Source organism: Acetobacter conturbans (assembly GCF_011516755.1).
Taxonomy (GTDB): Bacteria; Pseudomonadota; Alphaproteobacteria; order Acetobacterales; family Acetobacteraceae; genus Acetobacter; species Acetobacter conturbans.
The window spans coordinates 36,466-51,459 of sequence record NZ_WOSY01000016.1 but is presented as its reverse complement, the minus strand read 5'-3'; the positions used below and the strand labels follow the sequence as shown (position 1 = coordinate 51,459).

14 protein-coding genes and 1 pseudogene are annotated in these 14,994 nt (G+C 49.0%); all 15 read right to left on the bottom strand.

Annotated features, from left to right (window positions below):
* Positions 1–220: 220 nt before the first annotated feature.
* Entirely contained in the window at positions 221–1,132 is a 912-nt protein-coding gene (locus tag GOB81_RS13915; RefSeq protein ID WP_173571029.1) for a type II secretion system F family protein, read from the bottom strand.
* Positions 1,133–1,134: 2 nt separating this feature from the next.
* Positions 1,135–2,091, bottom strand: coding sequence for a type II secretion system F family protein (locus tag GOB81_RS13910; protein ID WP_173571028.1), 957 nt, complete (start codon positions 2,089–2,091; stop codon positions 1,135–1,137).
* A 3-nt stretch (positions 2,092–2,094) separates the two neighbouring features.
* On the bottom strand, positions 2,095–3,441 hold the full coding sequence (locus tag GOB81_RS13905) for a CpaF family protein (protein ID WP_173571027.1): 1,347 nt from the start codon (positions 3,439–3,441) through the stop codon (positions 2,095–2,097).
* A complete protein-coding gene (locus GOB81_RS13900; protein ID WP_173571026.1) occupies positions 3,441–4,694 on the bottom strand; it encodes an AAA family ATPase in 1,254 nt (417 codons plus the stop codon). Before GOB81_RS13900 ends, GOB81_RS13905 begins: the two co-directional genes overlap by 1 nt.
* Positions 4,691–4,996: a hypothetical protein gene (locus GOB81_RS13895; RefSeq protein ID WP_173571025.1), complete on the bottom strand. Its 306-nt coding sequence runs from the start codon at positions 4,994–4,996 to the stop codon at positions 4,691–4,693. Before GOB81_RS13895 ends, GOB81_RS13900 begins: the two co-directional genes overlap by 4 nt.
* Positions 4,993–6,396 carry a type II and III secretion system protein family protein gene (locus GOB81_RS13890; protein WP_242010289.1) on the bottom strand — a complete coding sequence of 468 codons (1,404 nt, stop codon included), beginning with the start codon at positions 6,394–6,396 and terminating at the stop codon, positions 4,993–4,995. Before GOB81_RS13890 ends, GOB81_RS13895 begins: the two co-directional genes overlap by 4 nt.
* The gene (cpaB, locus tag GOB81_RS13885; RefSeq protein ID WP_173571023.1) at positions 6,383–7,255 is read right to left on the bottom strand and encodes a Flp pilus assembly protein CpaB; all 873 of its coding nucleotides are present in this window, start codon (positions 7,253–7,255) and stop codon (positions 6,383–6,385) included. The genes GOB81_RS13890 and cpaB overlap by 14 nt, the downstream gene beginning before the upstream one ends.
* Positions 7,255–7,740: an A24 family peptidase gene (locus tag GOB81_RS13880; RefSeq protein ID WP_173571022.1), complete on the bottom strand. Its 486-nt coding sequence runs from the start codon at positions 7,738–7,740 to the stop codon at positions 7,255–7,257. Before GOB81_RS13880 ends, cpaB begins: the two co-directional genes overlap by 1 nt.
* Positions 7,741–7,773: 33 nt before the next feature.
* Positions 7,774–8,001 (bottom strand): Flp family type IVb pilin, encoded by a 228-nt coding sequence (locus GOB81_RS13875; protein WP_173571021.1) that lies wholly within the window; start codon positions 7,999–8,001, stop codon positions 7,774–7,776.
* Between the two features lie 199 nt (positions 8,002–8,200).
* Positions 8,201–8,848 (bottom strand): annotated as a pseudogene (locus GOB81_RS13870) (copper resistance protein B); the annotation flags it as partial.
* 113 nt (positions 8,849–8,961) lie between these two features.
* Positions 8,962–10,911: a copper resistance system multicopper oxidase gene (locus tag GOB81_RS13865; RefSeq protein ID WP_173571020.1), complete on the bottom strand. Its 1,950-nt coding sequence runs from the start codon at positions 10,909–10,911 to the stop codon at positions 8,962–8,964.
* A gap of 82 nt (positions 10,912–10,993) precedes the next feature.
* Entirely contained in the window at positions 10,994–11,425 is a 432-nt protein-coding gene (locus GOB81_RS13860) for a hypothetical protein (protein WP_173571019.1), read from the bottom strand.
* Between the two features lie 87 nt (positions 11,426–11,512).
* Positions 11,513–12,469, bottom strand: a complete 957-nt coding sequence (locus GOB81_RS13855) for an efflux RND transporter periplasmic adaptor subunit (protein ID WP_173571018.1) — start codon at positions 12,467–12,469, stop codon at positions 11,513–11,515.
* Positions 12,470–12,586: 117 nt separating this feature from the next.
* Positions 12,587–12,793 carry a DUF1656 domain-containing protein gene (locus tag GOB81_RS13850; protein WP_173571017.1) on the bottom strand — a complete coding sequence of 69 codons (207 nt, stop codon included), beginning with the start codon at positions 12,791–12,793 and terminating at the stop codon, positions 12,587–12,589.
* Positions 12,790–14,910 (bottom strand): FUSC family protein, encoded by a 2,121-nt coding sequence (locus GOB81_RS13845; protein ID WP_173571016.1) that lies wholly within the window; start codon positions 14,908–14,910, stop codon positions 12,790–12,792. The genes GOB81_RS13850 and GOB81_RS13845 overlap by 4 nt, the downstream gene beginning before the upstream one ends.
* Positions 14,911–14,994 lie beyond the last annotated feature (84 nt).

The following is a 14,994-nucleotide window of genomic DNA, read 5'->3' as shown; positions in this document are numbered from 1 at the left end:
TCCGATCCCACTGACTGTCGCTCAGACCATACCGCCGCATTCACATCTCTCCCTGAAAACAGAGAGAAAACATCACAAAATACGCAGGAGTACAAGGCTCATGCCACGGGGAGTTAACTGACGACACGCCCTAGAGTCAGCAATCCTTCACACCGAAATTCTCATCCCGGACTTTCCAAACAGCTACTGATACATAAAAAATTTTAATTTATAAATGTATTTAATTCCTAAGAACACCGAGTACATTTAACAAAGCGGGACCTGCGATAACAATAAACATACATGGAAGAAGAAAAAGTATCATTGGGAATGTTAGAATAACAGATAAACGGGCTGCTTTTTCCTCAAATTTTGTTAAAGAATCTTCTCTAAGTTCGGAAACCAAAACTCGCAAAACTGATGCAAGAGAAGAGCCTGTCTCAAATGTTTGGACTAATGCCACACTAAGACGCTGCATTGCCTCAGAACCAGTTCTTCTTCCAAGGTCCTCTAATATTTTAACGCGATCATTTCCTACTCTCATTTCGTCCAAGGTTATTCTAAACTCTTCTGAAATATCACGATTTAATTTTATTGTTTCGGTAGCCACGCATTCAAGCGCAGCCTCCATAGCTAAACCCGCTTCTGCACAAACCAATAATAGATCCAAAGCATCAGCCATTCCAAGGTCCACTTGAACAAGATGATGCTGCCTTTTTTTACTTAAGACAAAATCAGGAATAAAAAACCCGACACAACCAAACAAAAAAAATAAAATACACTTATAAAAACCATTAATATTGAAGTAATAACAAATAAAAACTGATAAAAATAAAAACAAAATAAATAACAGAATTTTCAAACCAACGAAAAAATTATAATCAAAGTATCTATTTTTAGAAGATTTATTCTTACTTATCCTATCAATATAAGACTCGTTAAATAATTTTAACCTAAACAGAAAAGATCCTGATGCACTTAAAATTAAATGAAAAAATGTTTTTTCTTCTATAAATTCAACATCAGACTTCTGAAAATACAAACAAACATTCTCCACCCTTTTTTTTCTTTTGTGATAAGAGGAAATACACTTATCCATAAAAAAAATACATACAAACAAAACAAAACAAAACAAAACAAAAAAATACATCATCACTATCTCAACGTTCTTTTTGTTACGAAAACCATAGAACAAACACCTATTAAAAATAAAATAACAGCTGCATAGAGAAGTTTTATACCAGAATTAGTTTTATATAATACAGAAATATAGCTTGGATTCATTATTCCAATTATAAATGCCATGAATATAGGAAGAGCAGATAAAACATAACAACTCATTCGAGCCTCAGAGGCTAAGGCCACAGCTTTTTTTCTCGCCATTATTCTTTTCCTGATATTCGATGCAAATCCATCCAATATTTCCGCCAATCCACCTCCCGTCCTACTTTGCAATTTTATTATTATAGAGAAAAAAGTATATTCTTTAATATGAACACCGTCAGCCAACTCATCCAAGGCATCGCTAAAATCTTTTCCTACAGCTATTTTTTTAACTAAATCTGAAAACAACGTTTTTGTCGGCTCTGGAGCTTGCCTAGAAATCAACTCAAATGTCTTTGAGAGCGAAACACCGATCTTCAGACTGCGGGCCATCATGAAAATCACATCTGGGAGTTGATTTATTATTTTTCTTCGATAGGAATTGTAATTTCTTGAAACTATAAATCGCAATACGAAGATCCAACCCAATAAAACTGCAAAAAGTAAATGTAAAAAATAAATATAACTTGATAAAAATACTATTATTGGTAAAAACATTAATACAGAAATATAAAATAATTTCAAAAATTGATTTTTTTTCATAAATACTGACTTAGAGTCATACAAAAAAACAAACTTTGTAAATCTATCCACAAATGGAACATCTCTATTTATTACAATACTACTGTCGTAATCAGACGCAATTATTTTATCACTAGAAATAATACCTTCGACTCTAGAGTTTCTCAATTTAATATTTTTTAAATTTCTTAAAAAAATAAATACACTGAAAAAAATACAGAAAAACATAACAGATATACAAAAAACCAAAGTGTAGAAATCAATCATAAATTATTCCTCAAAAATTCTGTTCCACACACTATCAAGCTGATAATACACAAGAGTTTTATAAAAACTCGGCCTGGACCGAGATATTTTATAATGCCCAGAAATTATTCCGTTAAAATTTTCACCATCAATTTGAAAATTCATTATATCATTAAGAGTAACGACATCTCCTTCCACACCAGAAACATCTGTAATTTGAACTATACGTCTAACTCCATCTCGTTGACGCTCTACTTGTACAATTAAATCAACTGCACCGACAATTTGATTTCTAATAGACGAGGTGGGCAAACCAAAATTACCCATTTGAACCATATTTTCTATTCGTGTAATAGCATCGCGAGTACTATTTGCATGAATTGTAGACATACTACCATCATGCCCTGTATTCATCGCCTGAAGCATATCAAAAGCCTCAGAGCCACGCACCTCACCAATAATAATTCTATCGGGTCGCATTCTCAATGCATTACGAACTAGATCTCTCTGAGTGATTTCTCCTGTTCCTTCAATCGAAGCTGGTCGTGTTTCTAATCTTACGACGTGTGGTTGCTGAAACTGTAATTCAGCAGCATCCTCAACAGTTATTATTCTCTCCGTAGAATCTATTAAGCGGGACATTGCGTTCATTAATGTGGTTTTTCCTGATCCTGTTCCTCCGGAAACAATGACATTTAATCTAACTCTGGACGCAATCTCTAATATTTTTGCAACTTGAATAGAGCAGCTTCCATTTTCAACTAATTTCCTAAAATCGATCTTCTTCTTAGAGAATTTTCTTATGGACAAATATGGGCCATCTAAAGCCAAAGGTGGGAAAACAATATTGACGCGGGAACCATCTTCTAAACGCGCATCAACTGTCGGACTAGATTCATCTATTCGCCGCCCGATGGCAGATGCAATGCGTTGACTAACAGCAATCAAGTGCCTTCTGTCACGGAATTTAGCTCCTGAATCAAGTAACTTCCCATATTGTTCAATAAATATTTTATACGGACCATTGACCATAATGTCAGTGATACTATCTTCTTCTAGCAACGGTTGAATAGGTCCCAACCCATTAATATCGTTTACGAGTTCGTTAGCTAACGCTTTTTGTTCACGCGCATTAAGTTGTATGCGTTTTTCATTGGCAGTTTCATCAACAATTTTCTCAATTTGAGGTATCAACCGCTCGGGAGACAACTTAGAAACAGCTACTGGATCCAAGCGTTCCAAACATAAAGCATGTAGTTCAGACCATTGGCTTATTGAATCTCGATTTTGAAGGTGAAATCCTCCTCCTCCAGATCCTTGCGGTTCCAATTGACCCGTTGGTCTTTTGCCAAATGTAGGAGCAAGCGTCATTAACGCAACCTTTCAACCATACTATGAAAAATATTTTTATATATACTTTCTTTTTTCTCTTTTTTTTCTATCGAAACGGAAGCCGCCTCTTGCACCAGTTCAGAAATTCCTGAAGTAAAAGCATTTTTTGAACCCGCAACAGGATAGCCTGATATTTCGCTCTCATTTACAATGCGCGGGACAAATGGAATAACCACATCTGGAGGGCGACCTAAGCCATCTGAAATTTCTTTCAAAGATAAAGTGCCTGGCTCACCCAGTTTATTTAAAACAATAAGCGGACGTGCTGCATTCTTATTGCGTCTCTGGTAATCTATGTAACGCAAAACATCACGTAATGCAGGTAAAGACGCATCTATAACTATAATTTTTTGTTCTGATAGTTCTGATATTTCTTTAGAAAAATCATTTATTCCTCTAGGTATATCTATCGTAATATAATTATATTTTCTTTTGACGATATCAATTAAATGACGAGGCCCCTCTCTCGAAATAGAAATCGAATCAGAAATATCAACTTGACTACTTAATACATCGCAACGCTCGCCAATTTTTTGGGCACTTCTTTCTACAAATAATTCATCTACTCGTTGAGGTGATTCAAAGGCAGTACGAAGGCCACCATCAGCCTTCACTCCTAACAATACTGATATTGCGCCTGTATAAAGATCTGCATCAACAATGAGAGTATGGCGTCGCGCCACCTCCCCCAAGTACCATGAAAAATTTGCGACAATAGTAGTGGTTCCGACGCCTCCTCTTGCTCCAATAAAACCTAAAACACGCCCACCTCGGGCTGCGTCCGGCACATATTCATCTTCAGCTAAATAAGGGCCAAAAAATCTAGTGACCATAGATCTATTAAGAGGTTTGTATAAGTATTCAGCTACTCCCAAACCACGAGTAAGCTGCCTATAAAAGTTTGCATCCTGCCGTTCCCCGACAACCAGAACTTTTACATTTGGTTCTAATATATTCGACAACTCAACCAGAATTGTTACAGGCTGTTCTTCCCCAGAAACATCTATTATAATAACATCGGGAGAAGCACCTTTTCTTAGCTTTGCAATCGCAACTGAGCATGAAAGACATGATATAGAAAAATTTCCCGGCTGAAATTCGTCAAGAACTTCATGGAGAACACTTTCACTCGCTTGATCAGAAACAAAACCCTGAATCCGGGTTTCAGGAGATTTTTTTTTCGTCGATACATCCAGAGAACTGAAATGATCGGTAGATTTAAATTGACTCATTGCCCCCCCTGTCCACCTGACTGGCTATTGGCAACATCCGTGATACGAGTTTTTTCTATATTTTTTACTTTTCCATCACGGAACCTTTTTACTGCATCTATAGCTGATGAACCATCATAATCATTTTCATATCGTCCAAACGTCAAATCTGTCGGACGTTCCACCTGTAAAAATAAATTTCTCCTATTGGAACTAGGAGAATTCCACCTACTCGCTTCATAAAGCGGGTCTATCTGCGCACAACCAGATAAGGCAAAACCTATAAGAATAAAAACGTTATTTTTAAATTTTATTCTCATCATTCCACCATGAACCCAACATTCATTTCATTGCCATTATATTTTTTCGTTTGTAGGAATTTATTTTTTTTCCCTCCATTTTGTTTTCCTTGAAAAACACGCTGATAATCATCTGGTGGAGACCACCCATCGTCTGGCTTAGACAACATATCAGGATTCTTTACAGGCCTGACAATATAAGGAGTTACTATAATAACCAGTTCACTTTGATTATGCTGAAAGCTATCAGACTTAAACAAAGCACCGAGAATTGGTATGTCACCTAAGCCAGGCAATCCAAGACCTTGTACGGTCGTATTATCCTGAAAAAGACCTGCTATTGCAAAACTTTGTCCGCTACCCAGCTCAACCGTAGTATCGGCTCTACTAACAGTAATTGCTGGTATACTAATGTTTTGATTGCCTTCGCCAAATGAAACCGCACCAGTACTGGTTAGCTGGCTTACTTCTGGTCGGACATGCAGGTTTATCCTGCCATCTGACAAAACCGTAGGAATAAATGATAGTGAAACACCGTATTGCTTAAACTGAACGGAAACTGTATTATTATAAGATGAAATCGGGATTGGATATTCACCTCCAACCAGGAAATTAGCCGGCTCACCGCTGATTGTCGTAAGATTTGGCTCGGCTAACATATGAACCAATTCATCCTGAGCCAGAGCATCAATAACGGTTTCCAGCGTCGTTTGTCGACCCGCGATACGGAAACGGGATAAGAAAGAAAAACTACTCTCATTGGCAGAAAGCGCAGCCAAGGGATTTTTTGTGGCCAGACCAATCGCAGCACTTGTGCCCAAGGCATTCACACTTTCCCACTCCACACCAATCTCCCTCACAAGCTCTCGGGACATTTCCACAACCTGAACTTGGAGATTGACTTGCGTTGAGCCACTCAATCTGACGTGGTCATATATATCAGCTTTGCCACCCTCATCCTTAGCAGCTTCCCAGGCACGCTCTCCCTGCTCTGGCGAGGAAGCGGTTCCATTCAGACCAAGACCATTCTGCCCGGCTCTTAGATTAACATCTGCCCGGACTGCTTCACGATGAACCACATTTTGTGTTTGATTCGCTGCGTATTGAGACGGAACCACCGTTATCGAATACTGGCCAACCGCGTGTCCTTCAGTGTCCGCAATCGAGAGAGTTGTGTGACCCGCACCAGTCCCAAACACAAACAACGTCGTCGAACTCGCAGGCCTAACCTCAGCCACCTTAGGATCTGCCGCATATGCACTGGCAACATTATTATGCAATTCGATAAGTCGTCCACTACCAACCTCTAATGTGAGAACTGTGGACGTATTTCGAGCATGGGATTCTGAAGAAAACTGGAAGAGACCGCCCATAAACAACATCATCGGTATTAAGAGTTTTTTTGTAATTTTAATTATGTTCATGAGCATTGCTGGAAACTTCCGTCAGCCCGTTAAAAACACGGATCATTGTCTTCTGATTGGTATCTTGCGGTGGATTCACTTTTTTTTCTTTAACCTGAGCTTCAAAAATATCGTCATTCCACAGTGCATCGGAAGGCAGGTGATCTGCGGATACCTGACTAAGCGATCGTAAAGTTAAAACGATTTTGCCTATTTTCTCTGCCAGCGCTAATTTCTGCGCCTCATCAGGAAGCAACTCCAGAACGACGGTTTTAGCATTCTGATTTGCGGCGGCTGGCCCCTTTCCCCGCACCAGATGCTGGTCTACGGCAACGACACGGACATTATGGAGAAGGGTTTTGACTGCTGAATCATGCTGCGCTGAGCCCTCATCACTTCTGGAGATGTTGGGCATAAGCAAGACATCCACAAAATCACCCGGCCATATCAATCCCCCCGCAGCGTTGGATGGATCCACCGGCACGGCGATACCTCGCTTGCCAGGATTCAATAATGCAGCAAGGAATCCACCATCCCCCGGATGAACGACATCTTCCGCTCTGATAGGACTGCTTTTGGGAATGGATACACGCAGCAAGGTTCCAACGATACCTTGGCGTGCAGAACTGGAATCAGCAACTGTTCCGGGCAACACAAAAGCCTGCGGAATTTTCGAAGAGGATATATCTGCGGACTGAAGGACTTCTCCGGCATAAAGCTGCCGATTGGCGACAAGTATCGTAACCATAGGTTCAGGCTTCACTGCCTGAACGATTTTCTCTTGGGGTTCAGGTCGGGATGAAAGCTTGACCACGAGAAAAATGCACATGATCGTCAAAACACCAACGCAGAAAAACAACGAATATCTATAAAATCTCATTACATTTCCAGAATTTTCAATGTTTCCACAATAACGCCCAACGCTATGGCAACCCCATAAGGGACCGAAACCACCAAATGAGCAGCTACCTTTTCTCCATTTTTTGTAGACATCGTGGAACGAGTTCCAGGCCAGCCAATCTTCGATCTCATGAGACAAATGACGGCAACCAGCACGCCACAGAGAGAAATTGACATGAACAACGATAAAAGATCGTTTATCGGCACCAGAGGAATAACCGCCAGAAGGAGTTTGACGTCACCTCCTCCGAGAACTCTGAAAATCCAGAAAGCGTAAAAAATCGGTGCGAGGACACCAATCGCAAGCAATTCTTCGCTAAATTCACCCCGCTCGAAGGCGCAAACAAGCGATACAACAAAAATAAATAACGAAACTGAATTATAGATCGTACGAAATTTGATATCCGTTACAGCTGAGAATAAAAGAGCAAGAGATGCTGCATCCAGCAAAACTTTTTGCAGCATCTCTCTTACTCATCTCAAACTGAAACTTAGACGTTAGCTACCCGTTGCCGTCGGTGCGCTGTTAAGCGTCGTCGAAATCGAGCTGAACAGAGTCTGCAGCGATCCACCAAGTGCTTTCATCGCAGTAAAAGATGCGACTGCGATCAGTCCCGCAATGAGGGCATATTCAATAGCCGTTACGCCTTCTCGGTCCGCCAGAAGAGCGCGCATACGATTGATCGCTCTGCTTTCGGCAATTTTCTGAATTAGGAAGTACTGCATCTGTCCAGATCCTGTCGTCACAGTAAGTTAACTGTTGCACCCTGCCGGAGCAATCATGATCCATGCCACTCTCGGGTTCGACTAAACGAATGCCGCAAAAAACTTAATCAATGGTTAAAGAGTGATCCGGATGCGGGATTTTCCACTTCCTCTGAAGAGATCCCAAATAAATAAAGGAACTTTTCCTCTTCTTGTCTTATCAGAACCAGCTACGAACACCGAATGTGAAATTGACATGCCCACCAGAATCCCGCGATGCTGCTCCCTGCCCTGTTGCATACAGAGAATTTGAATATGTAACGCCGATGTATGGTGCGACTTTTCTATGCCATTCGTACCGCAGGCGAAGACCTGCATCGACATCAGACAGACCGCGCCCTACTCCCCGGGCCTCATCGGCGGCTGAATAGAAATTGAGCTCTGCCTGAGGCTGGAGAATGAGACGGTTGGTGATGAGGATATCGTAAGATCCGTGCAATCGTCCGGCTACGCCACGGTCGCTGAAATAGAACGTAGCCTCCGCATCGAAGAAATAGAGCGCAAGCCCCTGAATCCCGACCGCCCCCCAGGCCCGTGTCGGTCCGTGGTCAATATCGAGCCTCACACCGGATTGCAGATCGAAGTAACGGGAAATGGGACGGTCGTAGAGAATTTCATGATCTCCGTCCCTGAAACGACCATCCACTCCGATAGTGCCTTCGGATTTTACCCAGAGCCTGTTGTAATCAGAACCGTACCAGGCCTGCCCGTCGTAACGGAACTCTCCTCCGGCCCCACTGTAACGGGCCTCAAACTGCTCCAGCACGGCATGCAGATATGTGCCCTGATCCATGACAGGCACGATCCCGTTTATATATGAGATCGCCTTGGGCTTTGAGGAAACAGTCACACCCGCTGCAAGGGCATGATCCATACATGTCGACGCAGACAACATTGTCCATAGGAAGATGGCGCGGTTTTTCATGACACCACGACCGTCCGGAACATGCCGGTTTCCATGTGATAGAGCAGATGGCAATGATAGGCCCACATCCCGGGTACATCCGCCGTCACCAGATAACTGAGACGTTCCCCCGGTTTCACGATCACTGTGTGCTTATACGGGCGATATTCCCCCTGCCCGTTCTCCAGTTCGCTCCATAGCCCGTGCAGATGGATCGGATGCTCCATCATCGTGTCGTTAATCAGCACGAACCGCACACGCTCGCCCAGAGTGAGTTCGACCGGACCTGCTTCTGAAAACTTTTTCCCGTCGAATCCCCAGATAAATCGCTCCATGTTTCCGGTGAGGTGAAGAACGATTTCGCGCGAAGGCTCACGGGGGTCGGTACCGGGGCGAAGCGCACGCAGATCGGTGTAACGCAATGACCGGCGACCATCGCCATCCAGACCATCGCCTGCCTCACCAAGGCGGTTGGACGTTTCTCTGGCGATACTCTGCACTTCGACACCCGGCTTGAGATGCACCGAGTGGGATGACCCGATGGCGGCCGAAGCAGGCATGTGCATCTTCTCTGCCTGCACCGGCACAGCAGGTGCCGTCTTCATGGCGTGAGGCACCGGTTTCATCTTTTCATGACCGGCTTTATGCGCCTGTCCCGACATGGTGTGAGAAGGTGGCATGTCCATGCCATCCATATCGTCCATGCCGCTCATATCCATGTCGTCCATGGAGACTGCGCGCGGCGAAGCATGGTGCTCAGGTTTTGAGGCCGCCGCAGGAAGAGACTTTCCCGACATGCTGCCGCCGGAATGAGGCATGGCCATCCCCGCCATGCCCATATCGGTCATGCTGCGCATCGGGCGCGGATCCATCGGCGGCACAGCGCCCTGCACACCATCCTGCATGGCGAGCGTCCCGCGGGCATAGCCGGTGCGGTCTTCCGACTGCACGAAAATGGTGTAAGGCCCGGAGGACGAAGGCGACACCAGCACGTCATAAGTCTCGGCGGGCGCAATGCGGAACTCATCCACGGAAACCGATTCCACATCGTTTCCGTCCGCTCCGACAACCTCTATCGTGAGCCCGGGAATCCGCACGTCGAAGAGCGTCATGGACGCGGCGTTTATGAAACGTAGCCGAATCTTCTCGCCGGGACGGAACAGCCCGGTCCATCCGTGGTCAGGGGCGTGACCATTCATGAGATAGGTATAGATGGCGCCCGACACGTCCGAGATATCGGTCGGTGCCATGTTCATGCGCCCCCACATGAGGCGATCGCGCACGCTGGAGATCAGTCCGTTCCTGCGCGCATCGCTCACAAACGTCCCGACGGTCCGCTGGCGGAAATTGTAATAATCGCTGTTGAATTTGAGATTGGAGATGATGTCCATCGGGTCGGCATCGGTCCAGTCCGAGAGAACGACCACATAATCACGATCCGCCTCATAGGCCGGTCGGCCCGCAGGATCGATGACGATGGCCCCATACAACCCGCTCTGTTCCTGTCCCCCGGAGTGGCTGTGATACCAGTAGGTGCCGTTTTGACGGACCGGGAACCGATAGGTGAAGGACTCTCCGGCGCGTATCCCTGAGAAACTCAGTCCCGGCACACCATCCATCTCGGCTGGGAGGCGTATGCCGTGCCAGTGGATTGAGGTCTTTTCGTCAAGCCTGTTGTTGACCTGAATCTCGACCGTGTCTCCTTCCCGCCAGCGAAGAGTTGGGGCTGGCATGGAGCCGTTGATCCCCACGGACGTGGCTTTCTCGCCACCGATATGAACGGGAACCTCTTCTACATTGAGGGAAAAGGACGAGGCGGCCTCTGGCAGCATACCGGACGACGCCACACTGGCAGGAGCGGCCCGGCTCAGATGCGGAAAAACGGAGCTGATACCGAGGAGAGCCGTACTGGTCACAAAACGCCGACGGCTTACCGCCTTACGTTTCGGCTGAATACATGAAGACATGGGTCACGATCCTGAAGAGATCACGGATGAAAGAGGCCGCGTTCAGCGACCTTTCAGGCGCGGATCGCCGCTCAAAGCGGCTTCAGGAAACCTGTCTGGGCGGGGGAAGTGCCGGAATTGCAATCTGTCCGAGCCGCAGGGCACTGGCGATACGATGGTAAGCTCTCGCTGGCTGAAGCAGGGATCTGTATCGCAACGCGAATGGCGGGTCCGCCATCAGGGAGAACTGGACACACTCACCCGTCACGCAACAATGACCATGTCCCGTATCCTGCCGGGAGACGGTCCCCGCACCATGAGCCGGGGATGAGGCAAAGACGGACGGATGGTGACAGGGCACGGCTTCAGCAGGCATCGCCATCGTGGCGGCCATGGCAGGAGCCTTGCAGCCCATGCAGTCCGGATGAGAGGCAGCGATTGCATGAGTGGCCCCGAAGACAGGCAGACACATCGCCACCTGCAACAGCAGGATGGCAATCCATCTTCCTACGTTCGTCTGGCGTATCCGCTGCACGCACACCTTCACTCTGAGAGCCTGATATGGCCTCCCGGAAAATGTAACCACGCGACGGGAGCATATCAAGCCGTGAGAAAGCTTCCGTTAGCGGTGAGTCCCCGCGCCAATCCCGAACAGCGTGTCATGCAGACGCTCGAAAACATCCTGCAACGTGTCGTGGGCGCGGTGCCCCTTGCTGCCGACAATCGTCACGGTGGCGGTCATGCCCGCCGCGATGGTGACGGTGTCCGGAATACGGTCGATCTCCACGCGCACCGGGATGCGTTGCGCCAGTCGGACCCATGTATAGACAGGATCGACAGAGGGCAGGCCCTGTACCCCGCTGCTGGCGTTGGACGTGGCAATGCCCCGCGTGATGCTGACGACATGGCCTTCGAGCGGTTCGTGAAACCCCATCAGGTCGATGCGGACAGGATCGCCGATGTTCACGGAACCGATCTTGGTTTCCTCGAAATATCCGTCCACCCAGTAGGAATGCTGGTCGATCACGGTGATATTCGGCTGGCCTGCGGTCGCGAAGTCACCGACCCGCATGATGAGGTTGTTGACCGGACCGCTGACCGTGCTGTGGATATGCGTCCGTTCGAGATTGATCTTCGCCTGCGAAAGCTGGGCGAGTGCCTGGGCATATTGTGCCCGCGCCACGGCGGCCGTCGCTTCATAGACCTGTTTTTCCTCGCGTGAGGCAGCGGCATCCGTCAGTCGGTCGCGGCGGTTCTGCTGCGCCATCTTGAGGGCCAGATCCGCCTGTCTCTGCTCTGCGACAGCGGTGGCCGTAGCGAGGGCGATCTGGAAGTCGAACGGATCAATATCGTACAGCACTTCCCCTGACCGGACGAACTGGTTGTCATGCACATGCAGTCCGATGATGGGGCCGGACACACGGGGGGCGATGTTGACCGTCTGGACGCGCACCTGTCCATTTCGGGTCCACGGCGCCGACGTATAATAGTCCCAGAGCACGAAAGCCGTGATGAGCGCGATAAGGAGAATGACCCCGGTTGTGGTGTACTGGAGGGCTCGCCGCGCTTTTTCAAACATGAGGGTGCACCGTGCCCGGAAAGGCCGTCAAAAGTCCCGTCATGATCTGTCGCTGTTCCATTGCCTCTTCGAGGCTCCCTGTTTCTTCCCGGGCGAAAAGCCGGGATGGCGTCCGGTTCAAAGCAGGATCGTGTAGATCCCCGTGAAGATGATGAGCATCCCGAACTCGGCCAGCGGCACGTTCCACAAGAACCGGTCCAGGCGGGTTTTTGTCAGGATGGGCTTGAGAATGAGCATGGTCAGAAGGCCGAGGCCGACATGCACGAGAAAGGACGAGACCAGCAGGCCTCCGATATTGATGACAGAACGAAGAGGTGCGTTCACAGGGCTCTCCAGCGCATGGTGGGAACCGGCAGGATGCCATACACGTCAATAGCGGAACGGTTCTGCTCCAGAAGGCGGATCGCGCCTGCCATGCCGGAAACAGCACCCAGCACGGTCGCCATCTCGCCATGCGGCAGGTTTTCCGAAAGCAGCAGCAGCCGCTGGGCATGAATGGTCAGCCGCGTGATCGCGGACCCGACATTATAGACAATCGAGGAGCGCAGAGCCGCCTCCGCTTCCGTTCGCACCACAGGGATGGTGGCAGCCCGCTGGAGGTGACGACGCGCCCGTGCCAGCGCCGCGTTGAGATCATCAAGGCTGGCGAGACGGGCGAACACGCGGTCCCGGGCTTTGGAAGACGGAAGGTAGCTGTTCCACATCCTCAGCTTGATCAGCCGATCATAGTGCCTGCTGATCAGAGCCGATCCCGCCTGCTCGCCATGCCCTTCGAACTGCCGGTGCAGATCGTGACCGATGGCTGTGGCGACACGGAAACGCCGGGTGCGGGCTGACGGCGGCATAAGCAGTGTCAGGGTGATGAAGATCAGCACCCCCGCGAACAGATACTGCTCGTCGCGGTCGATGAACGCCTTGAGGTCGTAGCTCTGTTCATTGGCCACGCCGAGAATGACGAAAAAGAACACGCCCGCATTGAACCCGATCGCTGACGTCTTCGGGTTGAGCAGCAGCAGGCAGCCGGCAAAAATGACGGGCAGCACCATCAGGGCGAAGAACGGCATGTCCGACCCATGCGGCAGGATTCCGAAATTCAGCACGGCAGCGGTCGCGATCGCCAGCGGCATGCCGATCAGCGCTCCCATGCCGAACGCCCGGACATCGTAGGTCGTGGCGGCGAGCGTGAGCACGATGGCCGTCTGGGAGAGCGCGGCGTAGCTCTGGGGGAGACCGCTGAGGATGCAGAGCCCCGCCGTCAGAGAAAAACCGATCAGCACGCGCAATCCATTGAGCAGCGCCAGAACGACGTCCTGATGGGTGACGATCTTCAGTTCGGGAGCCTGCGTGTGTGCGTGACCGCCATTATGAACGCAATCGACGCCATCTTCCGCCCATCGCCAGTAGGACAGGAGCGCCATCACCCTTTCGAGGAACCATGCTTCCTCTAGGCTGAGGCGCGTCTGATTGCCTGCGGCATCCAGATGAGTCTCGCGGGCGAGCTGTTCCAGATCCTCCATCGCCATGCGTGTCGAGACTGTCGCCTCACCGCGGCCGAATGCGGAGCGAACACGATTGACCACGTCATCGGAAATCAGGCCGTGCTCCAGCGCCATCGCAACGGCACGGCTGCAATTCAGCATTTCCAGCAACGCCACCATCGCCGAGCGCGCGCCGATCATGCGCAGATGGCCGTCAGCGATCTCGGTGCGGGCGAAGGAGACCTGAGAGGTCAGAGCCATGATCTGTCCGGCGATACCGGCCAGAGCGGCGGCATCCGGCACGGAGCGTCCGGCCACGGCGTCCCGGGCGATCCGGCCTACCATGCGTGTGACAGCATCCAGCCCGTGGGTGAGTTTCGCCCATGCCGTGGGCGAGCCGAACACGTCATTCACCGCTGCTGTCGCCGCAATGCCGATCACAATGGCGGAAACACGATTGACGGTCACGGTATAGGCGGTCTCGGGCGTGTCGATGCAGCCAATGGCGATCAGCGCCACGGTGTAGCCTGCCAGCATGGCGGCATAAGCGCGGAAATCGCGCTCCAGCGTTCCCATGATGCAGCAGAGTGTCAGCCACAGCGCGACGCCGCCCAGAAGCAGGGCGCGATCCTGACTGAAGCAGGATGTCAGCACCAGCGCCACAAAGGCACCGACAAATGTGCCGGCCAGTCGGTAGAGGGCTTTGGAGAGCATCTGGCCGCGCAAAGGCTGGGCCAGAATCATGACGGTCACGGCGGCGGAACCGGGAGAGGAAATCTGTAGCCAGAAGGCTGTCGCGAGGGCCAGCCAGACCGCGAACCATGTCCGCAGGCAGAACATGAACCAGCCTGTCGGAAAGAAATCGCTTTTAATCGTGGGCGTCCATATCAGTCGCCGCCACGACCACCAAGGTAGTTGCGATGTCTTGTCAGCCGCATTCACCTCGCTTTTCCACCTCGTCATTCAACAGATTCAACGCGAATTGTTTTCTTCGACTGAGGAGGAGCGGATTACAAATAACAAAACATGGCAGTGTATGCGTCAGCA